Source organism: Actinoplanes sp. NBRC 103695 (assembly GCF_030269485.1).
GTDB lineage: Bacteria > Actinomycetota > Actinomycetes > Mycobacteriales > Micromonosporaceae > Actinoplanes.
The window spans coordinates 101,830-127,517 of the sequence record NZ_BSTL01000013.1 but is presented as its reverse complement, the minus strand read 5'-3'; the positions used below and the strand labels follow the sequence as shown (position 1 = coordinate 127,517).

Here is a 25,688-nt window from a genome sequence, read left to right as displayed (position 1 = left end):
GGGCCGTGGGGGCTGAGGACGAACAGATTCATGGCGTAGTCGACACCATGGGCAGCGCCGCCCAGATGGCGAGCTCGGTCTCGGACGCGATCAACGGGCACCACACCGCGCTGATGACCGAGGTCGCGAACCTGCGCGGCCAGTGGGAGGGCACCGCGCGGGGGGCGTTCGAGGGCGTGGCGGGGGAGATCTCCGATGCCATCGTCGGGCTGCGCGACGCGCTCACGGACCTGGGGGTCGGCGTCGGTCAGTCGGCCGACGGCTACCTGGGCGCCAACGACGACGTGACCAGCACGGTGAACCGTGTCGACGTTCCGGCCTTCGAGGGCCGCACGACCGTGAGGAGCTGACCGTGGAGGTCAAGGCTAATTTCCAGGTCCTGCAGGAGCTGGCCGATCTGATCAAGGTGACGGGCAACCGGATCGAGGGCGAGCGGGACGCGTGGGGCTCGAAGTCCAAGCAGACCGAGGCGGACTGGCTGGACACCGCCGGTGGCGCGTTCACCGGGGTCAGCAACGCGTGGTCGGGCCTGGTCCAGGTCCAGGAGGATGTGCTGCGCAAGCTGGACATCGCGGTGCAGGACGCGATCCGCATCTACATGGAGGCGAAGGCCCGGGCGCAGGCCCAGGTGGAGAGCACCAGCCTGGGTGCCCGCTGATCGCTCAGCCGCGGCCTGGCCGGAGGGGAACGTCCCGGCCGGCCAGGATGCGGGCGCCCGCCTTGACCTTGGCGTCGGTCGGGTCGTCCAGGTTCCAGAGGCGGGCCAGTCGTTCGGCGTCGTCCCAGTCGTAGCCGGCGCCGAAGTAGGCGGCCAGCTCGGGGTCGTCCGGCATCGGCACGCCCGCCTCGGCCTCCGGGGAGCGGCGGGCGGCGCTGGGAGCGCCGGGTGCGCTGGGTGCGGGCGGTGGCGCGGACTCGGCGGCGCCGGGCACCACCGGTGGCGGCGCGATCTCGCCCTGGATGAAGCCGTGCATCTGCACCAGGCCGACGAGCAGCCCCGCGCTCAGCAGGACGCCGCTGGTCGAATGCACGAGGAACCGCCGGCGCCGGTAGATCTGGGCCAGCAGCTGGACGCGTGCATAAACAGCACCCGGGTGGGGCGCGAGGTACTCGTGGTCCTCCATCGCCCGGCGGAGCCGCTGCTCGTCGTGCTTCACGCCTCTTAGACGGGTGTCACGCCGGGTTTGTGCACCGCAGCCTCGGTGGGATTCGGTCTCAATCTGGCAAAAACCCAGGCAGCCGGTGTGAAGACGACGGCCGCCAGGATCATGGCCACCGGGATCGAGGTCCGCGTGGCGAGCAGGCCGAGCGGCGGGCCGCCGGCCACCTGACCGATCGCGTCGGCCTGGCTGGCCAGCGACAACGTGGTGGCCCGCACCCGGGACCCGACGTTGCGGTTGAGCCACGCGTTGCTGATCGGGGCGGCGATGGACCGGGCCGCGTCGCGCAGCCACATCGCCGCCAGCACCGGCCACAGCGAGCCGAGCAACGCGAAACCGACATACCCCGCGACCTGGGCGAGGACCAGCCCCGCCATCAGGCCGGCCGGGTGCACGGCGTTGATCCGCCGCGCAGCGAACCGGTTGGCGGCCAGGTTGGTGATCAGCGCCAGCGCGGTGCTGATCAGCGCGAACACGGTGAACCACAGCGCCGGAGATGAACGTCCAGCCGACGCCCCAGATGACGTTGCCCAGCACGATCGGCCAGAACGCCGGGAACGCCGCCTGCACCAGGATGCCGGCGCCCACCACCAGGGCGCCGATCAGCACGGACAGCCGCCGCGAGTACAGGTCGGCGACGATGCCGGTGGGCACCTCGGCCAGGAAGCAGGTCGCCTCCATCACGGTGCCGACCACGATCAGCTCGAACGGGCTCAGGTGCGCGGTCTGCACCTGGTAGACGAGCAGCAGCGTGAAGGCCATCCGGTGCAGCAGCGACCAGGTCCCCTCGAACCAGAGGTACGCCGCGGCGGGCCGGATCGGGTGGCGGCCGATGATGTTCATCGAGCCGGACCCTAATGTCCCTGACCGCATCCGGTCAGCGAATTAATCCGCTGCCGGCCACGCGTGACGATGCCGTACATGGGTCATCTTCTGCTCGCCGCCCTGCTGGCGCTGGCGGCGCCGGTCGTGCAGGCGCCGCTCGGACAGGCGCCGCCGGCCGGGGCCTGCTCGAGGCCGGCGCCGGCGCATCCGGTGGTCACCGCGCTGCCGTGGCCGCAGCTGAGCCTGGACCCGGCCGCGGTGTGGCCGTTCAGCACCGGCAAGGGCGTCACGGTCGCGGTGGTCGACTCCGGCGTCGACTCCGACCACCCTCAGCTGCGGCCGCGCGGCGCGGTCCTGCGCGGCCAGGACTTCCACCTGGTCGGCGACCTGCCGGGCACGTTCGACTGCGACTCGCACGGCACGGCGGTGGCCAGCGTCATCGCGGCCCGGTCGGCGCGCGGGGTGGGTTTCGCGGGTCTCGCGCCCGGGTCGACGATTCTGCCGGTACGGGTGAGCGACCGCGGTGTCACCGATCGCGGCGACGTGGAGATGATCGACCCGAAGGTGCTCGCCCGCGGCATCTGGTACGCGGCCGACCACGGCGCCAAGGTGATGAACCTGTCCCTGGCCGGGTCGGCCGACGACCGGTGGATCCGGGACGCCGTGGCCTACGCCGTGCAGCGCGACGTGCTCGTGGTGGCCGCCGCGGGCAACGGCCAGCAGGGCCTCACGCCGCAACGGTCCTATCCCGCCGGGTACGACGGGGTGCTCGGGGTCGGCGCGGTGGACGAGAGCGGCCGGCGGCTCCCCGGCTCGCAGATCGGCCCGCAGGTCGACCTGGTCGCCCCCGGCGGCAACGTGCTCGCCGCCACCCGGGCCGGCGGCCACCAGTACTGGCAGGGCACCAGCTTCGCGGCGCCGTTCGTCGCGGCCACCGCCGCGCTGGTCCGCTCGGCCTGGCCGGAGCTGACCGCGCCCCAGGTGACCGAGCGCATCCTGGCGACGGCCACTCCCGCCCCCGGCGGCCGCGGCAGCCAGGAGTACGGAGCCGGCCTGGTCAACCCGTTCCGTGCGGTCACCGACGGCCTGGTCACCACGCCGGCGGCAGCCGTACCGCCGGCGGCGTCCCCCAGCCCGTCCGCGCCGGTGAACCGTCCGCCCGCCGTACCCATCCTCCTGACCGCCGTGGTCGCCTGCCTCGCGCTGCTGCTGGCCCGTTCCCTGGCGACCCGCCGCGGCTGGAACGCACGCCGGGCGGCCCCCATCGGGGACCGCCCGGCCGTGGTCGACGTTCCGGAGAGGCTCTTCTAGCCCTTGATGAGGCTCTGCTAGCCCTTTTGGAGGCTCTGCTGGCCCTTGATGTCGAACCGGTCGTTGTCCATGACCTTCGTCCACGCCGCGACGAAGTCGTGCACGAACTTCTCCCGGGCGTCCTCGCTGGCGTAGACCTCGGCGAGGGCCCGGAGCTGCGAGTTCGAACCGAAGATCAGGTCGGCCGCGGTGGCCGTCCACTTCAGCTCGCCGGTCGTGACGTCGCTGATCTCGTACACGTGCTCCTCGTTCTTCGACGCCTGCCACTTCGTGCCCGGGGCGAGCAGGTTGGCGAAGAAGTCGTTGCTGAGCACGCCGGGACGGTCGGTGAGGACGCCGTGGGTGGCGCCGCCGACGTTGTTGCCGAGCGCGCGCAGGCCGCCGACCAGGACGGTCATCTCCGGCGCGGTCAGGTCGAGCATGTAGGCGCGCTCGACCAGCAGCACCTCCGGCTGGTCCTTCTCGCCCGTCCGCAGGTAGTTGCGGAAACCGTCGGCGCGCGGCTCCAGGAACTGGAACGACTCGACGTCGGTCTGCTCCTGCGTGGCGTCCGTGCGGCCCGCGTGGAACGGCACCGTCACCTCGACGCCGGCGTCCCGCGCCGCCTTCTCCACCGCGGCCGAACCGGCCAGCACGATGAGGTCGGCGAGCGAGACCTGCGCGCCGCCGGCCGCGTTGAACTCCTGCTGGATGCCCTCGAGCGCGGACAACACGGTTGCGAGCTGCTCCGGCTGGTTGACCTCCCAGCCGCGCTGCGGCTCGAGACGCACCCGGGCGCCGTTGGCGCCGCCACGCTTGTCGGTGGACCGGAAGCTCGCGGCCGACGCCCACGCGGTGGACACCAGCTGGGCGGTGCTCAGGCCGGACTCCAGAACCTTCGCCTTCAGGGCGGCGACGTCGGCGTCGGACACCAGGTCACCCTGGACGGCCGGAACCGGGTCCTGCCACAGCTGCGGCTCGGCGACCCAGGGGCCCAGGAAGCGGCTGACCGGGCCCATGTCCCGGTGCAGCAGCTTGTACCAGGCCTTGGCGAACGCCAGCGCGAACTCGTCCGGGTTCTCCAGGAAACGACGCGAGATCTTCTCGTACGCCGGGTCGACGCGCAGCGACAGGTCGGTGGTGAGCATCGTCGGCTTGTGCTTCTTCGCCGGGTCGTGGGCGTCGGGGATGATCTCCTCGGAGTCCTTCGCCACCCACTGCTTCGCGCCACCCGGGCTGGTCGTGAGCTCCCATTCGTACCCGAAAAGGATCTCGAAGAAGCGGTTGCTCCACTGCGTCGGCTTGTCGGTCCAGGTGACCTCCAGACCGCTGGTGATGGTGTCGCCGCCCTTGCCGCTGCCGTGCGTGCTGAGCCAGCCCAGGCCCTGCGTCTCCAGTGGCGCGCCCTCGGGCTCGGGGCCCACGTGGCCGTCGGCGACACCGGCGCCGTGCGTCTTGCCGAAGGTGTGGCCGCCGGCGATCAGCGCGACGGTCTCCTCGTCGTTCATCGCCATCCGACCGAAGGTCTCCCGGATGAAGTGCGCCGCCGCCAGCGGGTTGGCGTTGCCGCGCGGACCCTCCGGGTTGACGTAGATCAGGCCCATCTCGGTGGCGCCGACGCCCGGCGCCATGTCCTTCTCCGAGATGTAGCGGTCGCCCAGCCAGACGTCCTCGGTGCCCCAGGAGACCTCCTCCGGCTCCCAGACGTCGACGCGGCCGAAGCCGAAGCCGAAGGTCTTGAAGCCCATCGACTCCAGGGCCACGTTGCCGCCCAGCACCAGCAGGTCGGCCCACGAGATCTTCTGGCCGTACTTGGCCTTGACCGGCCACAGCAGGCGGCGGGCCTTGTCCAGGTTGGCGTTGTCCGGCCAGCTGTTCAGCGGCGCGAACCGCTGCCCGCCGTCACCGGCGCCGCCGCGGCCGTCGTAGGTCCGGTACGTGCCGGCGGCGTGCCAGCTCATCCGGATCATCAGGCCGCCGTAGTGCCCGAAGTCGGCCGGCCACCAGTCCTGCGAGGTGGTCAGCACCTCGGAGATGTCCCGCTTGAGCGCCTCGACGTCGAGCTTGGCGAACTCCTTGGCGTACTCGAAGTCCTCGCCCAGGGGGTTGCCCTTCGACGAGTGGGCGTGCAGCACCGAGAGGTCGAGCTGGTTGGGCCACCAGTCCTGGTTCGTGCGCGGACGGCCGCCGGTCTTCGGTGTCGGCGAGTCGATCGCCGGGTTCTCGCTCTCACTGCCGGTCGCGGTCACGGAGTCGTGCGCGACCGGGCAACCGGAGGCCTTCGGGTCCTGGGTGTCGCTCATTCGCTTCCTTCCTCGATGGTGCGTTCTCGTCGCGCAGTCGTTTTCGTCGTGCGGTCGTTTTTCGTCGTACGGTCGGGGGTCGTGCAGTCGGGGCAGGTGCCCCAGTAGACGACCTCCGCCTCGTCGATCACGAAGCCGTGGTCGTCGGAGGCGGTGAGACAGGGGGTGTGGCCGGCGGCGCACTCGACGTCGGCGATGGCGCCGCAGGAGCGGCACACGATGTGGTGGTGGTTGTCGCCCACCCGGGACTCGTAGCGGGCGGTAGCCCCGGCGGGCTGGATGCGGCGCACCAGCCCGGCATCGGTCAGAGCGCGCAAAACGTCGTAGATTGCCTGGTGGGAGACGGTGGGGTGGTGGGCACGCACCAGCGCGATCACCCTGTCGGTGTCGACGTGCGGGTGCTCCCGGAGGGCGTGCAGCACTGCCACTCTCGGCCGCGTCACGCGTAACGAGGCCGCCCGCAACCGCGTCTCGTAGTCGGACGTCACTGGATCAAGATAGTCCGCTTGTCTGGAACAATTCAAGTTTTCGTGCCGAGTCGCCCCCGGCTGTGTCCACCGCCCGCCCCGCGGTCCCCCGGCCCGGACATTTCGGGCGGGATGTCCTCGCAGTCGTCCTTTGAGGATTGGATCAACCCTGCCCTTTCGGTCAGACTTTGCGACTTCCTCAAGATCGGGCACACGCCTGTGCACTTCTTGTGGCATTCTCGCGCTCGCTATCTGCCGACCCCCAGCGCCGGAGATCAATGATGCTCACTATCACCCGCCATGGCATCACCAGCCAGTTCGACACCTCGCCCTGGCCGGACGAGACCCCCAGCCTCTACCGTCCGTTCCTGCAGGGCGTGTACTACGAGCAGGGCTTCCTCGACCACATCCGCGCGCTCGATCTGCACGGCGTGTACGTCGACGCCGGCTCCTGCCTGGGCACCCACACGGTGTGGTTCGGCGTCTACTGCCCGTCGACCTACGTCCACGCGTTCGACCCGCGCGAGCGCTGCGCCCGCTGGACGCAGATGAACGTGGACGCCAACGACCTGGGTGCCAAGACCACGGTCCACAATGTCGGCCTGGGCGCCCGCCCGGGCTCCGCCAGCGCCGACCTGGACGGCATCGTCGAGAACTTCGAGGTCCTGCCGCTCGACAAGATCGTCAAGGGCAAGGTCGCCGTCATCAAGATCGACGTCGAGGGCATGGAGGTGGAGGTCCTCAACGGGGCACGCCGCATCCTGCGCGAGAGCCGCCCGCACGTCTTCGCCGAGGCCTTCAACAAGGACGAGTTCGAGAAGATCAAGGTGGCGCTGGCCCCCTACGGCTACAAGGCCACCGGCAAGGTCTTCAACAGCACCCCGACGTACGAGTTCGTCCCCATCGGCAACCCGCGCGAGCTCGCCCTCAAGCGCGCCGCCCACAAGCTCCCCAAGCCGCTCTTCAACCTGCTCAAGAGCGTTCGCAACGCGGTGCGCGGTAACAAGAAGAAGTAGCCACCGCCGATGGAGGCGGTGGTCACCGACCTCGACGGCACGGTGATCCGGGCCGACGGGACGGTCAGCGAGCTCACCCTGCACGCCGCGCGGGCGCTGCGGGACAGGGGCGTGCCGCTGATCGCCGCCACCGCCCGCACCCCCTTCGGCGTCGAGGCGCTGCCGACGCTGGCGCCCGTGCTGACCTCCGCCGTCTGCTGCAGCGGCGCGGTCGGATACGCCCCCGGCAGCCGGGACCTGCCGCGGGCCGACTGGTTGCCGGGGGCCGACCGGTTGCCGCGGGACCTGCCGCGGGCCGACTGGTTGCCGGGGGCCGACCGGTTGCCGCGGGACCTGCTGTGGGCCGACCGGTTGCCGCGGGACCTGGTCGCTGACCTCGTCGCGCACCTGGGTGCCGGCGCCGGGCTGGCGCTTTTCGACGGGCGCGGGTGGGCCATGACGGCGACCTACACGGCGATCCGCGGTGGCGGCCACCGGGGCCCCCAGGCTGTCGTGGCGCAGCGGGCTCTCCTCGAGGTGGACGCCTGCTCGATGGTGATCTGCCATCCCGAGCTGACCGCGCCGGAGATCGTCGCCGCCCTGCGCGGCGAGGGGTTCGGACCCGGCCGCGTCACCCTCACCTACGCCGAGCACCGGTTCGTCCAGGCGACCGCGCCGGCCGTCGACAAGGCCAGCGGCGTGCTGCGCGCCCTGCGGGCGGCCGGCGCGGCCCCGGAGCACACGATCGCCTTCGGCGACATGCCGATCGACGTGGCCATGTTCGCGGTGGTCGGCCATTCCGTCGCCATGGCCGACGCCCCCGCCGAGGTGCTCGCCGCGGCGACGCTGCGGACCGGGAGCGTCGAGGACGACGGCTTCGCACACGCGCTCGTCCGACTCGGCGTGGTCCCCGGCCCGGCGTAGCCGTCGGCCCGGCGTGGTCCCCGGCCCGGCGTAGCCGTCGGCCCGGCGTAGCCGCCGACCGGGGGCTCGCCTCGCCGAATCGATGCGCTCAGGGCGGTGCCCCACTGTCGTCGATGTGCGCTGGAACGGCGCTGCCCACAACCGGAGCCGCACGGGGCAATGCCACCGACATCCCGGTGAAGTGATCGAGAGAGCGGACGACGGGATTCGAACCCGCGACCCTCACCTTGGCAAGGTGATGCGCTACCAGCTGCGCTACGTCCGCGACAGCCAGAACTTTACCGCAACGGCCGGGGTGGCCGGACGACGGCCACCTGGGTCTCGCGGTCGTACGGCACCGACGACGCCGTGGCGACGATGACGTCCGCGCGTTCCCAGGGACGGGCGTCGATGAGGAACGGCACCTCCTCGTCCTCCCACTCCTGCCAGAGCCGCTGCCCTTCCTCCTCGGTGCGGCCGAGCTCGGCGATGTCGCGGCGGACGCTGGACAAGATTGGTAAACCTCCTTAATAATCGACCGATGTCGATCCGTATGGTCACCTCGGCCGTGGTAGGACTGGCCATGGCCTTCTTCACCGCCGTGCCGGCCGAGGCCGCCGACCCGAGCCCGGTCGAGCAGAACGGCCGGCTCACAGTCTGCGGCCGCCAGCTCTGCAACGCCCAGGGCAAAGCCGTCCAACTGCGGGGCATGAGCACCCACGGCCTCCAGTGGTACGCGAACTGCGTCACCGACGCCTCGCTCGACGTGCTCGCCGACGACTGGAACGCCGACGTCCTGCGGATCTCGATGTACATCCAGGAGGGCGGCTACGAGACCGACCCGGCCGGGTTCACCGCCAAGGTCGACGACATCATCGAGAAGGCCACCGCCCGCGGCCTCTACGCCATCGTCGACTGGCACATGCTCGACCCCGGCGACCCGAACTTCAACCTGGCCCGGGCCAAGACCTTCTTCCAGCAGATCGCGTCCCGGCACAGGGACAAGACCAATGTTCTGTACGAGATCGCGAACGAGCCCAGCGAGGTGCACTGGTCGGCGATCAAGTCGTACGCGGACCAGCTGATCCCGGTGATCCGCGCGCAGGACCCGGACGGCATCGTGCTCGTCGGCACCGAGGACTGGTCGTCGCTGGGCGCCTCCGGCGACGGCGAGGGCGTGTCCCGCATCCTGGCGAACCCGGTCCGGTTCGACAACGTCATGTACACGTTCCACTTCTACGCGGCGTCACACGACTCCTGGTACCTGGACACCCTCAGCGACGGCATCGCGAACCTGCCGATGTTCGTCACCGAGTTCGGCACGCAGGAGTACACCGGCGACGGCCCGGACGACTTCACTCGGGCGCAGCAGTACCTCGACCTGCTGGCGCGGCACAAGGTCAGCTGGGTGAACTGGAACTACTCCGACGACGAGCGTTCCGGCGCCGTCTTCACCGAGGGCGTCTGCGCCGGCGGCCGCTACACCAGCCTGAAACCGGCCGGGGCCTGGGTGCGCGACCGCATCCGTACCCCCGACGATTTCTAATGGCGCAGTCCACTTCTAATGGCGCAGTCCACCGGCCGCCACGTGGATGAACACCGCCGACACCTCGTCCGCCGAGCGCAGCACGTCGACGTACCCGGCAACCGGCTTGACCGCGTTCTCCACCACCTTCGCCTCGCCCGCGTCACCGAAGGTGACGACGCTCAACAGCACCGGTCGCTTCGGGTCCATCGCCGCGCCCAGCCGGTCGGCGAGCTGCGCCGCGCTGAGTGAGTTCTCGTCCGACTCGTTCTTGCCGTCGGTGAAGACCAGGACCTGATCGGGTACGCCGGACCGATACGAATTCCGTGCCGACAGGTATGCGGCCAGGATCGTGTCGTACAGCCCCGTCCCGGTCGACTGGGCCTCGAGCCCGCCGACCGACGCCCGCAACGACCGCCGGTGGGTGTCGGTCAACGCGCCCATCGCCAGCAGCTGCTTGTAGTCGCGCCGCCCGTCCAACTCGCTGCCGAACACCCACAACCCCATCCGGGAGTCGTCCGGCAGCAGCCCGCCGACCGCCTGCACACCCTGCTTGACCAGGGCGATCCGGGACCGGCCCGAGCCCGGGGTGTCGGCCGCCATCGAACCGGACACGTCCACCGCGACCAGCAGGTCGGTGCGGCGGTCGGCCTGGTACCAGGTGGCGAACACGTGATCCACGTTGTGCGCGCCGAGAACCCCGAGCGGCTTCGCGGCCGGTGCCGGCAGCGATCCGAGCGCCGCCTGAGCCTGGCCCGGCGTGCGCAGCCCCGCATCGGTCACCTGACGGGTGGCGGCGGTCAGCCTGATCCGGAGCCGCTCCAGCGCCGCCGCCCGGCCCGGGTCGGTGAGCGCCTGGGTCAGCGGATACCACGTGTACCGCAGCATCGGGGCGTGATCGGTGCCCGGCAGCACCGCCGGTTTACCGCCGGCAGTCCGGAGCGCCTTCGTCAACGCGTACTCGGGAACGACGCCCACCTCGCCCCGCACCTCCGGCATCGCGGTCTCGGAGCCCGCGACGATCCGGGTCTTGCTCCGCGCCTTGGAGAGCCAGAGCGCCGACGCGTCCATGTCCTTCGCCAGCCACACCGCCTCGGCCGGCGCGCCCGCCCCCAGCATCCCGTCGCCGGAGCTCTGCGGGTCGCGGATGACCAGCCGCACGCCGGCGTCCCGGTCGACCGCCTGCGCCAAGCCCAGCCAGCTGTTCCCGATCCGGGCGGCGGTGGCGGCGTCGGTGACCATGTAGAACGGGCTGACCGCCAGCGTCGACCCGGCGCCGGCGAGGGGTGCCTGCGCGAGGTTGAGCCGGCCCGCCGACCCCACCCAGGCCGCGTCGTCCGGGATCCAGGCGTCGGCGCCGACCTGCTCGGCCTTCGCGATCGCGTCCCGGCCGTCCGCCACGGTCACTTCCACGCGTACGCACTCAGCACCCTCATCCAGTGACGACCGGAGAGCGTTCAGCACCGGTGCGAACGAGGAAGCCGCCACCACCCGCACCGGCGTCGCGCAGCCCAGCCGAGCCGCGCTCCCGGTGCGTTCCGGTTCGCCGCCGACCGCCGCGAGCGCGCCCGCCACCGCCAGACCCGCGACCGCCGCCACCCCCACGGCTGGAAGAATCCACCGATCGGCGCCACGCCCCGAACGATGCTTGGCCATGTCGTGTATGCCCGTTCCCTTGTCAGCCCGCCAGCCGTCAATGCGCTCCGATCATGGACGCCTTCGGAGCGTGCTGACAAGGGGTCTTTCAGAAGTCGGCGAACAGGTAGGGCATCTTGCGCGGAAACATGCTCCGCAGCACGTCAATGGCCGAATTCTCGATCACGCCCAGCCCCCGGGCAACCACGTCGACCGGATCCAGCACGCCGTACACCAGAGCGCTGAGCCCAGCCACCGAAAGCCGCGCCCGCGACACCCCACCGTGAGTGACGCTCAGCCGGCCGCCCTCACCCACCAGCCGGTGCACACCCCCGACGAACTCGTCGTCGACCACCTCGACCGTCACGTCCCCGTCCCCGCTCCCGATGCCGGTCAGCCCACGCATGTCCAGCACCCGAGCCATCGGCCCGCCATGCGTGGGGAAGTCCACCAGCCCGCTCACCGACACTTCCAGATCGGTGCCCCACAGCTCAGGCACGACGTCAGTCCCCGCGGTGAGCGAGACCCGCCGCACCTGATCAACGTGCCGGCCGAGAAACTCGAGCACCAGAGCCCGCCCCATGGGCCCCGTGGCAAGCAGATCGCGGCCCTTCAGCTCATCCCCGAAGTTCGTGATCTCGTACGCCAGGGCCCCACTGACCTCGCCGTCGACTGTCCTTGCAAGCGCCACCCAGACCTTGTCCTCCCGAGACTCGGAGGTGCGCAGTTCGTCGAAGAGGGCAAACCCATGCGTCGCGGCACAGACTCGCCGCAGCAGGCCGACATAGTCGTCAAAGCCCTCACTGAAGCGCACCCGCTCGACGTGGCCCGGCAGCTCAACCCGCGGAAGCCCACCCGGCGCGAAACTGATGCGCCGCTGCCTAGGCATCCCGACATATCCGAACCGTCCGTAGAACGACGGCCGGAACGGGTAAAGGGTGCTGACCACGGCGCCCTGGTCCCGCATCTGGCGCAGCAGCTGCCAGAGCAACTCCCGCACATACCCCTTGCGCCGGCTCCCAGGATCGGAGGCGACGGAGGAGACACCGGCCATGTCGAGGACCTGTCCCCGTACGTTCTGCACCATCGGATAGGCGCCGACACATGCTCGCGCGCTGCCGTCCTCCTCGGCGACGAGCGTCGTCACATGCTCGAAGTAGCGCATCCGCCGCCGATACTTCTCCCGCAACGCCTCGAACTCGACGGTCGGCTCGAACGCGTACGCGGTCAGTGGGAAGACTAGATCGGCTCGCTCGGCCGCCGAGACCTGACGGATCTTCATGATGCCCATCTAAGCGCTCCCCAGACCGCCCGCGCTGTCTCGCGCCTTCCTCTCGTTCCTGTCCGTGCTGCCTCGCGCCTTCGTCCCGTTTCCTGTCCGCGCTGCCTCGCGCCTTCCTCCCGTTTCCTGTCCGCGCTGCCTCGCGCCTTCCTCCCGTTTCCTGTCCGCGCTGCCTTGCGCCCTCCTCCTGCCTGCTCGTGGTCCAGCTCAGGGGCCGCGCTCAGCTCGTCAACTCACCTGGTCGCATCGCCTTCTCCCACCTTGCGCCGCGGCCGCGCATGATCGCTCCGTTCCCGCTGGTCGAACGGCGTACGACGCGCCGGAGGTACCCCGGTTTGGCATGGGGTGAGGGAACCGGCTAAAGTTCGTATCCGTCAGCGGGGAACGTCCCGGGGACAAGCGGACGTAGCGCAGCTGGTAGCGCATCACCTTGCCAAGGTGAGGGTCGCGGGTTCGAATCCCGTCGTCCGCTCGGAGAGACCGCCACAGCAAGACCATGCGGGGGTCAACTCGGTGGAGTGGCCGAGAGGCGAGGCAACGGCCTGCAAAGCCGTCTACACGGGTTCAAATCCCGTCTCCACCTCGGCAGAAATGCCAGCGGGCGATTGGCGCAGCGGGAGCGCGCTTCCTTGACACGGAAGAGGTCACTGGTTCGATCCCAGTATCGCCCACTCTGCTAGCTCCGGGGGCCGAGCCCCCGGACACCCCGCGATCTATGGGTTGCGCCGGCCGGGCATCTGCCCGGCCGTTTTGCTTTCCATTCGTTTCGCTCCGCTGTCGAGGTCCCGTCGTGCCGTTCCGTGCCCTGCTTGTCGATCTTTCAGCAGGCGCGGATACTGCGTTCGGCAGACTAGGCGTGCCGCGATTAGAAGACTAGACATTCTGCGTTTGGTAGAGTAGGCGGATGGTCGAGTACCGGCGCCGCGTGCTGGATGACACGTTGGATGAGCTTCAGCCGCACCTGCGTGCGCTGTCCATCCACGGGCCGAAGGGCGTGGGTAAGACGGCGACGGCGATGCAGCGCGCCGTGTCGGTTGTAGATCTGAGTCTTCCTGCCCAGCGCGAGATCCTGGCGGCCGATCCCTCCGTTTTGACGCGTCTGCCCGGCCCGGTGCTGGTGGACGAATGGCAGCGGCTGCCGGAGGTTTGGGACCAGGTTCGACACGCGGTCGACGCCGGTTCCCCGCCTGGTCATTTCATCGTCGCCGGCAGTTCCGCACCCCGGGGTGCGGTGATCCACTCGGGTGCTGGTCGCATCGTTCCGATGCGGATGCGCCCGCTGAGCATGGCGGAACGGGGCGTTGAGACGCCGACCGTGAGCTTGGCTGCGTTCCTGGCCGGTGGCCGCGACATCGACGGCACCACCGAGTTCCGACTGACCGACTACGTAGAAGAGATCATCGCATCGGGCTTTCCTGCCATCCGCGGATTGCCGCCTCGCGTCCGCAGGGCCGAGTTGGATGCGTATGTCGACAACGTGGTGCAGCGGGAGTTCCCCGAGCAGGGCTACCCGGTGCGCCGCCCGGCTGTGTTGCGCGCATGGCTCGCCGCCTATGCAGCCGCGACGTCGTCGTCGACGGCCTACTCGAAGATCCTTGACGCGGCTACCGGCGGCCTGGCCAATAAGCCGGCCAAGGAGACCACGCTTTCGTACCGCGACGCCCTGTCGTCACTGTGGCTGCTCGACGAGATACCACCATGGATCCCCGGTCGTAACCACCTTGACCGGCTGGGCCAATCCCCTAAGCATCACCTCGCCGACCCGGCGCTGGCCGCGCGGCTGCTCGGGCTCGATGGCGCTGCGCTTCTACGTGCCGAGCAGGGCAGCGTCAACCTGTCTGAGGGCACGGTCCTCGGCGCTCTCTTCGAACATCTTGTGGCGCTCAGCATCCACACCTACGCCGAGGCAAGCGAGGCACGCGTCAGCCACCTACGGACCCGCGGCAACGATCACGAAGTGGACCTGATCGTCCAGCACGCGGACGGCAGAGTTCTGGGTGTTGAGGTCAAGCTGGCCGATCGCGTCGAGGACGCCGATGTCAGACATCTGCATTGGCTGCGCGACCGGATCGGCGATGACCTGATCGACGCCATCGTCATCTACGCCGGCGAGCGCGCCTATCGCCGGCGCGACGGAGTTGCCGTCGTCCCGTTGGCACTACTCGGCCCGTGATGCGGACGGCGAGCACGGTACCCCGGGGATTCGCTCCGGGGCCGAGCTCCAGATGCCCCGTGTCTTCGCTGTTGTTACCGGATTGGGCTAAGCCTCGCCTGGATGGCGGCGAGGGCCTCGGCAAATTCCGACGTCTCGCGTCGGTCGTCGGCTTCGATGATGGACGGGGGTTGTCCGTCTGGGCCGGTGTCGACCTGGAGGTTGGCCACGCCGAGGAAGTAGATGTTGCCGTCGTCGCTGGGTTGGGTCTTCCCGAGACGTTCTACCTAGATGGTGGGGTGTTGACGGCGGAGTTCGTCGAGAGCGCGTCGTCCAGCGGTCCGCCGGTGCGGTCGGCCGACTGCCAATCGAGGGTCGGGAACGGCTGACTGTGCACGGTGTCAGCATGGCATCACCGGGCCGCCAAGCCCGTCCTGTTCATACCAGGCGAGCCATCGGTGCACCGTCTGCCGGGACGAACCGGGCTGCGACATCCGTGACCGTCGACCCAGCACGCACATCCAGGACTGCTTGATACCGGTATCCCGTCTCGCTGATCTCCACCAACACTCGGCGGAGTGTCACGCACGTAGAGGGTTGAGGCCGTAGAGAGTGACTGACGCCAGCGCGCACTGAATCTAGCCGCGATCCGGTGGACGGCAGGTCGAATGGCAACCGCACTATCGTGTCGTCCGGAGGCATGCCGCCCGGCAACTCACGGAGAGCTGTAGCCAGGCGCGCGGGCGGCACACACCACATCGGGTGCGTCAGGCTCGGCGTGCTCGATCTCGTAACGGCACTCGCTGCAACCTCTATCGGCGTGGTGCTCCCGCCAGTCGTGTCGGCACTCGTCGCAAACGCCGTAGTAGCCACGGCCCGCGCGCCGCTGCCTGAGATCACGGAATCGGTCGGCCAACCACGTCATCGGCCCCATTCCGCCACGGTACCGAGCCGCCGGTCGTAAGCCGCTCGTTTCCGCTCACGCCACTTCGGGAATGCCGGCTCGGTCGTATTTGCAGACGCGCGAACCTGCCGTCCTCATCTAGCCGCTGAGTGCGCGCGTCACCCTGGCGGCGCTCACGCTGCTGTGGCCGGACGAGCGGCAGGCTACCGACTGGCGCTCCTCCACCACGGTCGGCGGTTTGCTGCCAGCGCCGGGACAGCAGTCGGCACCCATGGCAGATCTGCCGAGTCATGTGTTGCCCCAGGAGGGCCGCGCTCGATCTTGAACACCGCCCCTGACGTTGATCAACGTGCGCCAGCCTTTCGGCGTGGATCGAATGGCATCTCGGATGTGGTCGCCGGACGCCGATGGTTGAGCTCATGCGGATGTGGCGGTGGTGTCTCGGTGTCGCGGCAGTTCTGCTTCTCGTCTCAGTATGTTCGGCTGGGCCTGACCAGGCGTCGCCGCGGCCGCTGACCGAACCCGAGCGCGCTCTGCTGCACCGGGCCGAGGAGAGGGCGATCGCGGGATGCATGCGCCGGCATGGCTTCGAGTACACAGTCGCCGCGCCTGGCCCCGCGGCACCGGAGTTCCCGTACGGCAATGATGATCCGGCCTGGGCCGCAGAGCACGGCTTCGGTGTCGCCCATGCCGGGAAGGTGCTCGCGGACCGGCGCCGGGCGGATCCGAACTACCGCTACGCGGTGGCCCTGACCGCCGGGCGTCGTGAGGCGTATCAGACGGCCCTTGACGGCGGTCGCGCCGCGTCGATGGCGGTGCCGCTGCCGGACGGCGGAACACTGTACCAGAACGCGGACGGTTGCGTGGCGGAGGCGCAGCGCGGACTCTACGGCGACCTGAGAACCTGGTTCCGTACCCGGACCTTGCTGGAGCGTTTGTCGTCCGACTACCGGCCGCGGGTCATCGCAGACGACCGATACCGGTCGGCGCTGACGGCCTGGGCCGCGTGCGTGCAACGTCGGGGCTACCCGGTCGAGACACCGGCCGGTCTGCGTGATCGAGTCGCGCCCGCCACGAGTGGCCGGCCCGGCAGGGCGGAGATCCGGGCCGCCGTCGCCGAGGCCGACTGCGCCGCCGCGACCGGGCTGGTTCGCAGCGCGCACAAGGTCGAGGCGGAGTATGCCGCGCGAACGTACGCGGAGAACCGGGACCTGGTCGAGCAGTACCAGAAGTTGTCCGTGCGCGCGCTCGTGGTCGCACGGGGCACCACCGGTGGCGAATGAGTCGCACCGGACAACGAGAAGGGACGCGAGATGACATTGAAAAGGATCGGGGCGGCCGTCGCGACGCTGATGATGGCGGGCGGTTTCGTCCTCGCGGTGGCGCAACCCGCGGCTGCGGACGCCACCTGTCCGGCTCAGAACTTCTGCGCGTGGGCGCTGGGGCGGCACGAGGGAACCAGATGGCAGACCCCTGGCAACGACATCAACTGGCACGACGGCCTCGGCGGCATGGCGGGCGACCGCATCGCGGACGACGACGTGTCCTGGGCCAACAACGGATCGCCGTGTTCCGGCTGTGACCACGTCCGGGTGTACCGCAACGTCGGCTACGACGCCATCACCCTCTGCATCCATCGTGGACAATGGGTGACCATCGGCCAGGGCGGTGCCGCCCAGAACGCCGGGAACCTGGGTTCGTCGCATCGCTGGGGCGGTGAGTGCGGCGCCGGGGAACCGCAGATCCCGGGCTGAACCACGCCGCCACCCGACCGGGCCGTCGTGCTCTCTGGGCCTCGCCTTCGAGGCGAGGCCCAGCCCCGGGCGGTCGCCCTTTCGAGACCCAGCAACGCTACGCCTTCTGCCGAGCCGAGCCGAACCGTTTGCGTCGTGCTGGTCACCTTCGCCTGAGCCGATGGTGAGACGGCACCGCTACCGGAGGCTCATCGATTAGGGCGTGCTCCTGCGGGCGGCTGGGTCATTGAGCGGACCCTTCAGGCAACTGGCGCATGGTCGGTATTCGTTCATGCGATATTCCCCAACCCGGTTCGGAAGGTCTCTGACCCGGACCATCCAGACGGCTCCAAACCAGCCGCCCTCCTGCGAGGCTGGGTCGCCTGCCTCGGTGACAGAAAGTTGCGACTGAGCATTCACGGGCCTCTCGCCAGTACGCTCAACTGCCGAGAATCGTGCACTCGATTATGAGCTATTCGCGGGTGGTCTGCGAGTATTGGGCACGGCGAAACGCGCCGGGGGGCATGCCGTATTGGCGGCGGAACGCGTTGGCCAGGGCGTACTCGGTGGAGTATCCGGTCCGGCGGGCGATTACGGCGAGCGGTGCGTCGGTCTCGTCGAGCAGGCGGGCGGCGTGGCTGAGGCGATGGGTCAGCAGATATGTCGCTGGGGGCTGGCCGATTGCCGAGGTGAAGCGGCGGGTGAACGTGGCTCTGGACATGCCTGCGGCCCGGCTCAGTTCTTGCACTGTCCATCGGGTGTCCGGGTGGGTATCGATGGCGTGGATGGCTGCGGTGATCTTCGGGTCGTGCGTCGCAGGCCACTTCGTCGTCTCTAGCCATCGGCGCAAAGCGTGCGTGAGCGTGAGGTCCAGCAACGCGTGGCGAGTCGCATCGACGATCAGCCCCGCCGCCTGCTGTTCGTCGAGCAGCGCGGCCACGGTATCCGACTGGCCGACTGCGGGGACGACGATCGGGTCGGGGAGCGCGGCCAGGTAGGGATGCACCGCCTGTCCGTGTCGCAGGCGGTACGCGCCGCAGAGGAATTCGAAGTCGGCGGGCGCGGGCGCGGGGTCGACGATGCCCAGTTCGACCGGCGCCAGTCCGCGCAGCGGCCGTGGTTCGGAGGCAAGTCCGTGGTCTGCACCTGAGGTGATGAGCACGACGTCGCCCGTGTTGAGTTCAACCGCTGGCCCGTCTTCGGGGAGCAGCCAGCCAGTGCCGTGAAGAACCACATGGAAACCGGTGCCGACGAGCCCGGCGTAGCTCAAGCCCCAAGCGTCGGACAGCCGGAAGCGTCGTACGGTTCCGCGACCCACCCGCAGCGCGGCAATCGCCTGACTCATCGCGTCCACCAACGCCATGCTACATACGTGCAAGTGCCTGCGCCGTCGGAGCATTTCCCCGCAGCCGGGGAGGCGGTTGGCTAGGGGAATGAGAGATTGTCTTGTCATCGGGGCGGGCGCGGCCGGGCTCAGCGCCGGTCTGACGCTCGCGCGTGCACGGCGCACGACTTTGATCGTCGACTTCGGGCGCCAGAGCAACCTGGCCGCCTCTTCCATCGGTGGCCTGCTCGGGTACGACGGACGCCCGCCCGCCGAGTACTACGCCGCCGCCCGCGCGGAGCTTGCCGCATACCCGTCGGTCGAGCTGGCTCGGGGCGAAATTAGGCAGGCGAGCCGACAGGAGGACGGCACCTACGAGGTGACGTTCGCCGACGGGCGTCTGGAGTACGCGCGCACTCTCCTGCTCGCACCGGGCATGGACTACCGGTATCCACAGGTGCCGGGACTGGCTGAGCGGTGGGGTGGCGATGTGTTCCACTGCCCGTTCTGCCACGGTTGGGAGGTCCGCGACCGTCCCACAGCCGTCCTGGCAGCAGGGGCCGTTGGTTTGCACGGCGCCATGAACTTGCGCGCTTACACCCCTGACATCACGTTGCTGACCAACGGCTCCGAGCTTTCCGACGTGCAACAGGCCCAGCTGGCTGCCGGCGGAGTCAAGTGGGACGAGCGACCACTCGCCGGCCTCGCGGGCGAAGGCTCGCGCCTGAGCGCAGTCACCTTCACCGACGGCACCGACCTTGCCGTCTCCGCCATGCTGGTCAAGGCATTCCTCTACCAGCGATCGACCATGGCCCAAGACCTCGGCGCCACGGTCACGATGTCGGACGAACACCTCGGCGTTGAGTCAATCGTCGTTGACCGATTGTTCCGCACCGGAGTCCCTGGCCTCTTCGCCGCCGGCGACGCGGCCACATCTGTCCCACCATCGATGGCGGCCGCGGTCGCCTCGGGCTACCTCGCCGGAGCGACTGCCGCCGTGCAGATAGCAGCCGGATACTGAACGCCAACAGGGGCTTGTCCGGATCTGCCGCCGAAACCGCTCGGTTGTAGGGAGTTCCTACAGCGGCGCCTCGTCGAGCGACAGTGTGAACGCGGGGCCCGGTTGGCGCCACGTCCGACGATCCTCCGACACAGTTCCGACATCACAGATCCTCTGTTTGAGCAGCCGCAATATGCCGAACCAGCTCAACCGCCCTACGATCCATGGCCGTGACTTAATCACACTGAAGTACATTTCCCGCCCATGACGCGGGCGGCCATGTCCCGTGCCCAGAGGCGGTATCTCAGCGCCGATGGTGGAAGCGGTCCCCAGCGAAGAATTCGGGCGGCGGTGTTCCGGCGGGCAAGCCGACAAAGGTGATCCGCTCCGAATCTGTGCGCAGACCTCGCGGGAGACGGCATCCAGAGCGGACGCCCGCTCGCCGAGGAAGCGCCCCAGCCGTGCCGAGAGGGTCTGTTGTGTTACGAGATCAGCGGTCACGCTGAGCTGACCGAACACGAGTCAGATGGCTGCGGCGAGTTCGGTGAACGCCGCCGCGAGCCGTAGCGCCGGGTGCGCCTTGACTCCGAGTTCGTAGTGGCCGCGGCGCGGATTCTGGACGAAGGCGTGCCCGGCGATCACCACCTTCGCTGTCCGGTCGGCCTGGGTCTTCCTCCGCAGTACCAGATCGCCTGACGGGCGTAGAAGTCGTCGCCGCACACGCGGGGGTCTTCCGTTCTTGCGCGACGACATCGAGGGGCGAGGACCGGTGGCCCCGCACGCGCGGGAGTATTTCCTAACTCGGCCAGGCTGCCGTTGAGTTTCCCCGCATTTGATGGAGCGCCTTCGGGGCGCGAGCAGTTTCCACGCATAGCGCGGCCTACGGTGCTGACCACCATGGCGGGCCCGACTCAGATGGGCGGCTGGGCCGGGCGGTCCCCGGCCTCCGTCGCGATGGTCTGCGCGCGGTCCAGTTGGTCCAGTGCCTCGCGATATCGGGACCCGTGCGACAGCGCGTGCGCGGAGAGCCGCAGGGCCAGGCTCTCGACCGCCGGTTGCGGACGTGCGCGATCGCCTCCAGCCCGGCCTGCCAGGTCGCGATGTGGTCGAGCACGTGACCGCGCCAGCGCTGGTAGGTGTCCAGCACCCAGGCGAGCTGCCACGCCTTGTCCCACCAGCGCCGGTGGATCGCGAACTCCTGCGCCGCCAGCAACCCCGGATATTCGGCGTCCATCCAGGACAGTGCGGCTGCCTCGTCGGCGACTGGAACGGGCCGCACGCTTTCGGACATCGGCCCGAAGTCCTCCGGGTGGGGTTGAGGATGCGGTCGCCCTCGGTCGCGGTCAGCAGGTAGAAGTCGAGCAGCCTGCGCAGGCTCGTCTCGCGGTCGTCCTCGGTGAGCTCCTGTCCGGCCCGCTCGGTCAGGTAGAGACGCACCAGGTCGTGCAGCTTCCAGCGCCGGCCGGGCTGTTCGCCCAGCAACGAGAACCGGTGCAGGGTGTGCAGGGCGACGAGCGCGTCGTGCTCGGGGAGACCGCTGAGCGCCGCGACGGTCAGCACGCTGACATCCGCGCCGGGGGCGAGGGCGGTGAGCAGGAGCACCCGAGCTTCCCGCGGGGCGAGCGCGGCGTAGGACCAGGACAGCACGGCGCGCAGGCCGGTGTGCGGCGGGTCCCCCTCAAGCGCGGCGAGCCGGGTGCCGGTGTCCGTCAGCTCGTCGGCGACTGCGGGCAGCGCGTATCGGGGGCGTACCGCCGTCCGTGACGCGGCGATGCCCAAGGCGAGCGGCAATCCGCCGCAGGCGCTGATCACGGCGGTGACGGAGGGGGCATCCTCGGCGAGCCGGTCCTCACCCAGGCGCGCGCTGAGCAACGCCCGGGCCTCGGTGCCGTCGAGCACATCGAGGCCGACAGGTTCCACGCCGTGGCCGGCGATCAGGCCGGTGAGCGTGCTGCGGCTGGTGACCAGCACCGTGCAGGTCGCGGACCTGGGCAGCAGCGCCGCGACCTGGACGCCGTCCCGGGCGTTGTCGAGCACGACCAGCAGGCGTTTGTCCGCCGTCACGGTGCGGTACAGGGCCGCCCGCGCATCGGTCTCGGCGGGCACGGCACCGGGTGGCACGCGAGCGCGCCGAGAAACCCCAGGAGGGCCGCGCCGGCGGTCAACGGTTCACCGCTCGGGTCGAAGCCACGGAGGTTGACGAACAACTGCCCGTCCGGGAACCGATGGCGGTGGGCATGCGACCAGCGCAGCACCAGCCAGCTCTTACCGACCCCGCCCGCGCCGTGCACGACACAGACCGCAGGCCCCGGCCGGCCCTCGCGGGAACGTCCGGAGATGGCGGTCAGGGCCGCGAGCTCGCGCTCCCGTGCGATGAAGACGGGCACGTCGGGCGGCAACTGGGCAGGTCGCGACTGGTCCTGCCGAATCACCACCGCGCCGCCGGCGGGCTCCTCATCGCGCAGGATCGCCTCGTGGAGGCGATGCAACTTGGCCCCGGGCTCGGCGCCCAGTTCCGCGCCGAGCCGGGCACGCACGTCGGCGAAGAGCTTCAACGACTCCGCCGTACGCCCGCCGGCGTGCGACGCCGTTATGAGCGCGCCCGCGATCGTTTCGTCCAGCGGAAATTCGATGGCCAGCTGGTGCAGGCCGTCGATCACCAGATCGGCGCGCCCGGCTCGAACCGCGGCCTCGGCCCACCGCACGGTGGCCTCGGCGTATTGTCGGCGCCAGGCATGTCGCACTCCGTCCGCCCAGCGGCCGGTCAACCCGGTCAATGGTTCGCCACGCCACAGTGCCCGGGCGTCGCCGATCAGCGAGAGGCGCCTTTCGTCGCCCACGGCGACGTCGTTGGCGCGCTCGACCAGAGTTCGGAACTGGAGATGGTCGACCTGCTGGGCGTCTAGGTCGAGCCGATAGCCGCCCGATCGGTGCAGCAGCCGCGCCGGACCGTCGGTACGGCTCACGAGTAACGCCCGCAACCTGGCTACATGCGACTGCAACGCCCGGCGTGCCCCGTCTGGCGGCGCGTCGTCCCAGACCCGGTCGATCAGCGTCTCGGCGGTGACCGTGCGGCCCACGTCGACTGCCAACGCCGCGAAAACATGCCGTCGCTGCGGCGGTCCGACCTCCCGGATTTCTCCGTCGAGGCGCAATTGCACCGGCCCCAGCAGGAGAACTTCCACGCTGTACCACCACCGTCCACGAAGCGTCGCCCTCAAGGACCGCAGCCGTGCCGCCGTGCGCAGTCCCGGCCGCGCCGCCCAGCAAACCTGGGCGGATCAACGGTGTGACCAGAGCAGTTGGTGATCGGCCTGGCGACCCGTGTGGCAGTGGTTTGTCTCGACCCGGACTCGCCGAGGCTAAAGCCCGGCGCTCGAAGTCGATTGAAATTCAACCGGTGAGCACAGGATCTCCAACGGTCCGCTTCGACAGGCGAGTTCACAGTGGAAGACCGTATTGCCGCGTTGCTTCTTCACATAAACCGCCGGCGGTCCGGCAGCGATGCCGATCAATCGGCACCGGCATCGCTAAGGCGGACTCGCCAGACCTCCTCACTCGGCCATCGGCGAGCCCAGTCGATATCAACGTAATCGAAAACGGTGGCAGCGCCCTGTCCCGGTTCGACCTCCAGCAGTTCTTCCACTACAAAACCGCATGTTCGCAGAAGTCGAATCATGGGACCGTGCGGCAGGTGGAAAATGACGGCTCCGTCGGCGTCCTCGATTCGCGCGAGCCCGAACTGATCCCTGCGCAGACTCGTCTCAGCTGGCCCAGCATCGGGCGTGCAAAGAGTCAGCAGATCTGAGTTTCGCATGAAGATGAGCTCGCCACCGGGGCGGAGCAGCCTGGCTGCCTCAGGGATCCATACGTACGGGTCGCACCACGCGACGGCACCGTGTTCGCTGATGGCAAGGTCGAAACTGGCGTCCGGGAAGGGAACCTGCTCGGCGTTGCCGTGCAGCAACGGGAAGTGAACGTCGAACTCATCCTGCATGGCTCGTGCCGTGGCGAGCTGCTGCTCGGAGTTGTCGATCCCCACGGGCCGACCACCCGCGCGTGCAATCCATGCGGACAGGTACCCGGTGCCGCAGCCCAAGTCGATGACGTCCTTCCCGACGAGATCGGCGGGAAGGACGGCCAGTTCTGTCTGCGGGACAGCCCAAATACCCCAGTGTGGATCGGCAGCCCACTGCCGGCGCGCCCGAGCGGCGAACCCAGCGCTGAGACCGCTGTCCCACACCATACGATTGCGACGCACATGATCCGGGAGCTCGCCGGCAATCCGATCATCCATGCCCCGAACTTGATCGCGCGAATCGCCGCGTCGCAACTGATTTCCTCCCATCCGCGCCCTGGACAGCGACGATGCCCGCGGTCAGCGCGAAACGCGGTGCAGGGCGGCGAGCGCGGCGACGATCTCATATTCGCGGTCGCGTTTTGCCTCCGCCACGACGGAGTCGATCGCCAGCCGGTATTCCCGCGCTGCCGCGTCGAACTGGTCCAGCTCGACGTACGCGTCGGCGAGTCCTCGATGGGCGGTGGAGCGGGCCCGCTGGGCGTCCGGGCTGACGAGGGCCTGGGTCAGCACGAGCTCGAACTGGCGGATCGCATCGGCCGCGTTCTGTTCCGGGTCGCCGGCCAGCCGGCGCAAGTGGGCGCGGCCGTACTGGTTGCGCAGCTCCAGCCGCAGGGCGGTGGGCGCGACGTCCGGGCCGAGGGTTTCCCTGGCCCGGTCGAGGAACATTTCGGTGGCCTCTCCAGCGTCCCGCTCGGCCTGCCGCCCCCGCAGCAAGGTGACCGCGGCGGTCTCATCGGCGGAGAACTCGTGGTCGGCCTCCGCGGCCATCGCCTGGTCGAGATGAAACGCGGAGAGGGACTCGTATTCGAGCCGGAGCAGCCGGTCGTCCTCCCGTTCGGCCAGGTGACGGTATGCCATCGCGAGCTGCGCAACGGAGTTCGGCCTCGACAGGTGGCCGAACTCGTCGGCGTGGGTCAGGCCGTTCTCGGTGTGCGTGATGCCGGCGCGCAGGTCGTTCACGTCGCCGTCGTCGCCGGCCAGCTCGAAGCGCCGGAGCAGGGCGAGGCCGAGGTTCGACGACGCCTTCGCCCACTGCTCGGCGTCGATGATCGGGGTGATGATCTCCAGGGCCGACTCGGCCGCCCGGATCGCGGCCTCGGTGTTCTCCATCGGATCGCCGAGCCTGCGGTTCGCGTACGCGAAGGCCAGGTTGTACTGCGTCATCGCCCACCGGAAGGTGTCACCGGCACGTTGCCGGGCGGGCAGCGCGGACTGCAGCGCGAGCACGGCCCGTTCCCCGTTCTCCGGATCCTGGTCGAGCAGCGAATAGCAGATCCCGAGGTTGTGCATGCTGGTGCCCCAGAGCGCGCTGTCCGCCTCCTCGTCGATTCCTTCGAGTGCGTCGAGGAAGGCGGCGACCGCGGCCTCCAGCAGTCGCTCTCTCGCCGCCCGGTCGGTGTTCTGCGCGCCCTGCACCTGCAGGTCGATCGCTCGCTGCACCAACCCCGCTGACGAGACGCTCGGCGGCGGAGCGTTCGGTGCGTCGAGGGCGTCGAACTCCCGGCGCGCCGCTTCGAGCGAGGCGCGGGTGCGATGGTGGAGCGCGGGTTCGGCATCCGGTGGCCGTACGCGGAGGGCGGCCTCGTAGGCCGCGATGGCGGCGACGATGTTGTCCCGCCGGTTCCCCTCGCGGCGATACATGTACGCCGAGCCCAGATTCTGCCGGCTCACGCCCCACTCGCGGCGGCTCGTTTCGGGTGTCTGGATTCGCAGCGCCGCCTGCAGCACCCGCAGCGCCTTCTCGTAGTCGCCCCGCGCGATCAGCACCGAGCCCAGGTTGCCGAGCGTCTGCCCCTGCAGCAGCCGCTCCTCGTGTCCGTCGAGCTGGTCGAGGACCGCGACGGCGAGTTCGTAGTAGCCGATCGCCTTGTCGAGGTTGTCCGGGCGGGCGCCGTGGATGCGTTCCTGGACGCTCATGGCGAGCTGATAGAGACCGAACGCGAGCTGCGCCGGCTGATCCCCTTCGAGCAACATGGACACGCCGGCTCCGAGAAGCTGGATCGACCGTTCGAGGTTGTCGGCGCGGTTCCCGTGCGGCAGTTCGGCGTACCGTATGCCGGCAGCGATGAGCTCGGCGGGCGATGGCGTGTCCTCGGACGTCATGATGCA

The 25,688-nt window shown here is 69.4% G+C and carries 21 protein-coding genes, 4 tRNA genes and 3 pseudogenes; 14 read left to right on the top strand and 14 right to left on the bottom strand.

Annotated features, from left to right (window positions below):
* Positions 1–5: 5 nt before the first annotated feature.
* Positions 6–350 carry a WXG100 family type VII secretion target gene (locus QSK31_RS24105; RefSeq protein WP_285686562.1) on the top strand — a complete coding sequence of 115 codons (345 nt, stop codon included), beginning with the start codon at positions 6–8 and terminating at the stop codon, positions 348–350.
* A gap of 2 nt (positions 351–352) precedes the next feature.
* Positions 353–658 (top strand): hypothetical protein, encoded by a 306-nt coding sequence (locus QSK31_RS24100; RefSeq protein ID WP_285686561.1) that lies wholly within the window; start codon positions 353–355, stop codon positions 656–658.
* A gap of 4 nt (positions 659–662) precedes the next feature.
* On the opposite strand, the gene QSK31_RS24095 is transcribed toward QSK31_RS24100, so the two are convergent.
* The 3 genes and pseudogenes from QSK31_RS24095 to QSK31_RS48860 form a co-directional block, all read right to left on the bottom strand.
* On the bottom strand, positions 663–1,157 hold the full coding sequence (locus QSK31_RS24095) for a hypothetical protein (protein WP_285686560.1): 495 nt from the start codon (positions 1,155–1,157) through the stop codon (positions 663–665).
* Positions 1,158–1,162: 5 nt separating this feature from the next.
* Positions 1,163–1,636: an MFS transporter gene (locus QSK31_RS24090; protein WP_285686559.1), complete on the bottom strand. Its 474-nt coding sequence runs from the start codon at positions 1,634–1,636 to the stop codon at positions 1,163–1,165.
* 64 nt (positions 1,637–1,700) lie between these two features.
* Positions 1,701–1,841, bottom strand: a pseudogene (locus tag QSK31_RS48860) (hypothetical protein); the annotation flags it as partial.
* Between the two features lie 240 nt (positions 1,842–2,081).
* Between QSK31_RS48860 and mycP the strand changes: the two are divergent.
* Entirely contained in the window at positions 2,082–3,296 is a 1,215-nt protein-coding gene (gene mycP / locus QSK31_RS24080) for a type VII secretion-associated serine protease mycosin (protein ID WP_285686557.1), read from the top strand.
* A 17-nt stretch (positions 3,297–3,313) separates the two neighbouring features.
* Here mycP and katG read toward each other — a convergent pair whose 3' ends face one another.
* Positions 3,314–5,578, bottom strand: coding sequence for a catalase/peroxidase HPI (gene katG / locus QSK31_RS24075; protein ID WP_285686556.1), 2,265 nt, complete (start codon positions 5,576–5,578; stop codon positions 3,314–3,316).
* Positions 5,575–6,066, bottom strand: a complete 492-nt coding sequence (locus tag QSK31_RS24070) for a Fur family transcriptional regulator (RefSeq protein ID WP_285686555.1) — start codon at positions 6,064–6,066, stop codon at positions 5,575–5,577. The genes katG and QSK31_RS24070 overlap by 4 nt, the downstream gene beginning before the upstream one ends.
* Positions 6,067–6,326: 260 nt before the next feature.
* On the opposite strand from QSK31_RS24070, the gene QSK31_RS24065 reads away from it, so the two are divergent.
* Together QSK31_RS24065 and QSK31_RS24060 are read left to right on the top strand one after the other, a co-directional pair.
* Positions 6,327–7,061, top strand: coding sequence for an FkbM family methyltransferase (locus QSK31_RS24065; RefSeq protein ID WP_285686554.1), 735 nt, complete (start codon positions 6,327–6,329; stop codon positions 7,059–7,061).
* Between the two features lie 9 nt (positions 7,062–7,070).
* Positions 7,071–7,964, top strand: a complete 894-nt coding sequence (locus tag QSK31_RS24060) for an HAD hydrolase family protein (RefSeq protein ID WP_285686553.1) — start codon at positions 7,071–7,073, stop codon at positions 7,962–7,964.
* 192 nt (positions 7,965–8,156) lie between these two features.
* Here QSK31_RS24060 and QSK31_RS24055 read toward each other — a convergent pair.
* Together QSK31_RS24055 and QSK31_RS24050 are read right to left on the bottom strand one after the other, a co-directional pair.
* A tRNA-Gly gene (locus tag QSK31_RS24055) sits at positions 8,157–8,229 on the bottom strand.
* Positions 8,230–8,242: 13 nt separating this feature from the next.
* Entirely contained in the window at positions 8,243–8,455 is a 213-nt protein-coding gene (locus QSK31_RS24050) for a hypothetical protein (RefSeq protein ID WP_285686552.1), read from the bottom strand.
* Positions 8,456–8,568: 113 nt separating this feature from the next.
* Between QSK31_RS24050 and QSK31_RS24045 the strand changes: the two are divergent.
* A pseudogene (locus QSK31_RS24045) lies at positions 8,569–9,489 on the top strand (glycoside hydrolase family 5 protein); the annotation flags it as partial.
* 15 nt (positions 9,490–9,504) lie between these two features.
* On the opposite strand, the gene QSK31_RS24040 reads toward QSK31_RS24045, so the two are convergent.
* Both QSK31_RS24040 and QSK31_RS24035 read right to left on the bottom strand, forming a co-directional pair.
* The gene (locus QSK31_RS24040; protein ID WP_285686551.1) at positions 9,505–11,073 is read right to left on the bottom strand and encodes a VWA domain-containing protein; all 1,569 of its coding nucleotides are present in this window, start codon (positions 11,071–11,073) and stop codon (positions 9,505–9,507) included.
* A 139-nt stretch (positions 11,074–11,212) separates the two neighbouring features.
* Positions 11,213–12,385: a GNAT family N-acetyltransferase gene (locus QSK31_RS24035; RefSeq protein ID WP_285686550.1), complete on the bottom strand. Its 1,173-nt coding sequence runs from the start codon at positions 12,383–12,385 to the stop codon at positions 11,213–11,215.
* Positions 12,386–12,784: 399 nt separating this feature from the next.
* On the opposite strand from QSK31_RS24035, the gene QSK31_RS24030 reads away from it, so the two are divergent.
* The 7 genes from QSK31_RS24030 to QSK31_RS24000 all read left to right on the top strand — a co-directional run bounded on the left by QSK31_RS24030 (position 12,785) and on the right by QSK31_RS24000 (position 17,195).
* Positions 12,785–12,857, top strand: a tRNA-Gly gene (locus tag QSK31_RS24030).
* A gap of 40 nt (positions 12,858–12,897) precedes the next feature.
* Positions 12,898–12,968 (top strand) — tRNA-Cys (locus QSK31_RS24025).
* A 16-nt stretch (positions 12,969–12,984) separates the two neighbouring features.
* Positions 12,985–13,056, top strand: a tRNA-Val gene (locus tag QSK31_RS24020).
* 233 nt (positions 13,057–13,289) lie between these two features.
* Positions 13,290–14,558, top strand: coding sequence for an ATP-binding protein (locus QSK31_RS24015; RefSeq protein WP_285686549.1), 1,269 nt, complete (start codon positions 13,290–13,292; stop codon positions 14,556–14,558).
* Positions 14,559–14,617: 59 nt separating this feature from the next.
* Positions 14,618–14,926, top strand: coding sequence for a hypothetical protein (locus QSK31_RS24010; RefSeq protein WP_285686548.1), 309 nt, complete (start codon positions 14,618–14,620; stop codon positions 14,924–14,926).
* A gap of 934 nt (positions 14,927–15,860) precedes the next feature.
* On the top strand, positions 15,861–16,724 hold the full coding sequence (locus QSK31_RS24005; protein WP_285686547.1) for a hypothetical protein: 864 nt from the start codon (positions 15,861–15,863) through the stop codon (positions 16,722–16,724).
* A gap of 30 nt (positions 16,725–16,754) precedes the next feature.
* On the top strand, positions 16,755–17,195 hold the full coding sequence (locus QSK31_RS24000; RefSeq protein ID WP_285686546.1) for a peptidase inhibitor family I36 protein: 441 nt from the start codon (positions 16,755–16,757) through the stop codon (positions 17,193–17,195).
* Positions 17,196–17,646: 451 nt separating this feature from the next.
* On the opposite strand, the gene QSK31_RS23995 is transcribed toward QSK31_RS24000, so the two are convergent.
* Complete coding sequence (locus QSK31_RS23995; RefSeq protein ID WP_285686734.1) at positions 17,647–18,519, bottom strand: AraC family transcriptional regulator; 873 nt, start codon at positions 18,517–18,519, stop codon at positions 17,647–17,649.
* An 88-nt stretch (positions 18,520–18,607) separates the two neighbouring features.
* Here QSK31_RS23995 and QSK31_RS23990 point away from each other — a divergent pair, with 88 nt between their 5' ends.
* Positions 18,608–19,519, top strand: coding sequence for an NAD(P)/FAD-dependent oxidoreductase (locus QSK31_RS23990; RefSeq protein WP_285686733.1), 912 nt, complete (start codon positions 18,608–18,610; stop codon positions 19,517–19,519).
* A gap of 501 nt (positions 19,520–20,020) precedes the next feature.
* Here QSK31_RS23990 and QSK31_RS23985 read toward each other — a convergent pair.
* The 4 genes and pseudogenes from QSK31_RS23985 to QSK31_RS23965 form a co-directional block, all read right to left on the bottom strand.
* Positions 20,021–20,140, bottom strand: a pseudogene (locus QSK31_RS23985) (IS6 family transposase); the annotation flags it as partial.
* A gap of 1,418 nt (positions 20,141–21,558) precedes the next feature.
* Positions 21,559–22,683: an AfsR/SARP family transcriptional regulator gene (locus tag QSK31_RS23975; protein WP_285686545.1), complete on the bottom strand. Its 1,125-nt coding sequence runs from the start codon at positions 22,681–22,683 to the stop codon at positions 21,559–21,561.
* A gap of 326 nt (positions 22,684–23,009) precedes the next feature.
* Positions 23,010–23,795 carry a class I SAM-dependent methyltransferase gene (locus QSK31_RS23970; RefSeq protein WP_285686544.1) on the bottom strand — a complete coding sequence of 262 codons (786 nt, stop codon included), beginning with the start codon at positions 23,793–23,795 and terminating at the stop codon, positions 23,010–23,012.
* 81 nt (positions 23,796–23,876) lie between these two features.
* Entirely contained in the window at positions 23,877–25,682 is a 1,806-nt protein-coding gene (locus QSK31_RS23965; protein ID WP_285686543.1) for a tetratricopeptide repeat protein, read from the bottom strand.
* Positions 25,683–25,688: the final 6 nt, after the last annotated feature.

What these genes read in the sequence shown, in the direction of transcription:
- mycP (WP_285686557.1), top strand. Translation starts at nt 2,082, where the DNA reads ATGGGTCATCTTCTGCTCGCCGCCCTGCTGGCGCTGGCGGCGCCGGTC.
- katG (WP_285686556.1), bottom strand. Translation starts at nt 5,578, where the DNA reads ATGAGCGACACCCAGGACCCGAAGGCCTCCGGTTGCCCGGTCGCGCAC.
- QSK31_RS24065 (WP_285686554.1), top strand. Translation starts at nt 6,327, where the DNA reads ATGCTCACTATCACCCGCCATGGCATCACCAGCCAGTTCGACACCTCG.
- QSK31_RS24060 (WP_285686553.1), top strand. Translation starts at nt 7,071, where the DNA reads ATGGAGGCGGTGGTCACCGACCTCGACGGCACGGTGATCCGGGCCGAC.
- QSK31_RS24035 (WP_285686550.1), bottom strand. Translation starts at nt 12,385, where the DNA reads ATGAAGATCCGTCAGGTCTCGGCGGCCGAGCGAGCCGATCTAGTCTTC.
- QSK31_RS24015 (WP_285686549.1), top strand. Translation starts at nt 13,290, where the DNA reads ATGGTCGAGTACCGGCGCCGCGTGCTGGATGACACGTTGGATGAGCTT.
- QSK31_RS24005 (WP_285686547.1), top strand. Translation starts at nt 15,861, where the DNA reads ATGCGGATGTGGCGGTGGTGTCTCGGTGTCGCGGCAGTTCTGCTTCTC.
- QSK31_RS24000 (WP_285686546.1), top strand. Translation starts at nt 16,755, where the DNA reads ATGACATTGAAAAGGATCGGGGCGGCCGTCGCGACGCTGATGATGGCG.
- QSK31_RS23995 (WP_285686734.1), bottom strand. Translation starts at nt 18,519, where the DNA reads ATGAGTCAGGCGATTGCCGCGCTGCGGGTGGGTCGCGGAACCGTACGA.
- QSK31_RS23990 (WP_285686733.1), top strand. Translation starts at nt 18,608, where the DNA reads ATGAGAGATTGTCTTGTCATCGGGGCGGGCGCGGCCGGGCTCAGCGCC.
- QSK31_RS23970 (WP_285686544.1), bottom strand. Translation starts at nt 23,795, where the DNA reads ATGGATGATCGGATTGCCGGCGAGCTCCCGGATCATGTGCGTCGCAAT.
- QSK31_RS23965 (WP_285686543.1), bottom strand. Translation starts at nt 25,682, where the DNA reads ATGACGTCCGAGGACACGCCATCGCCCGCCGAGCTCATCGCTGCCGGC.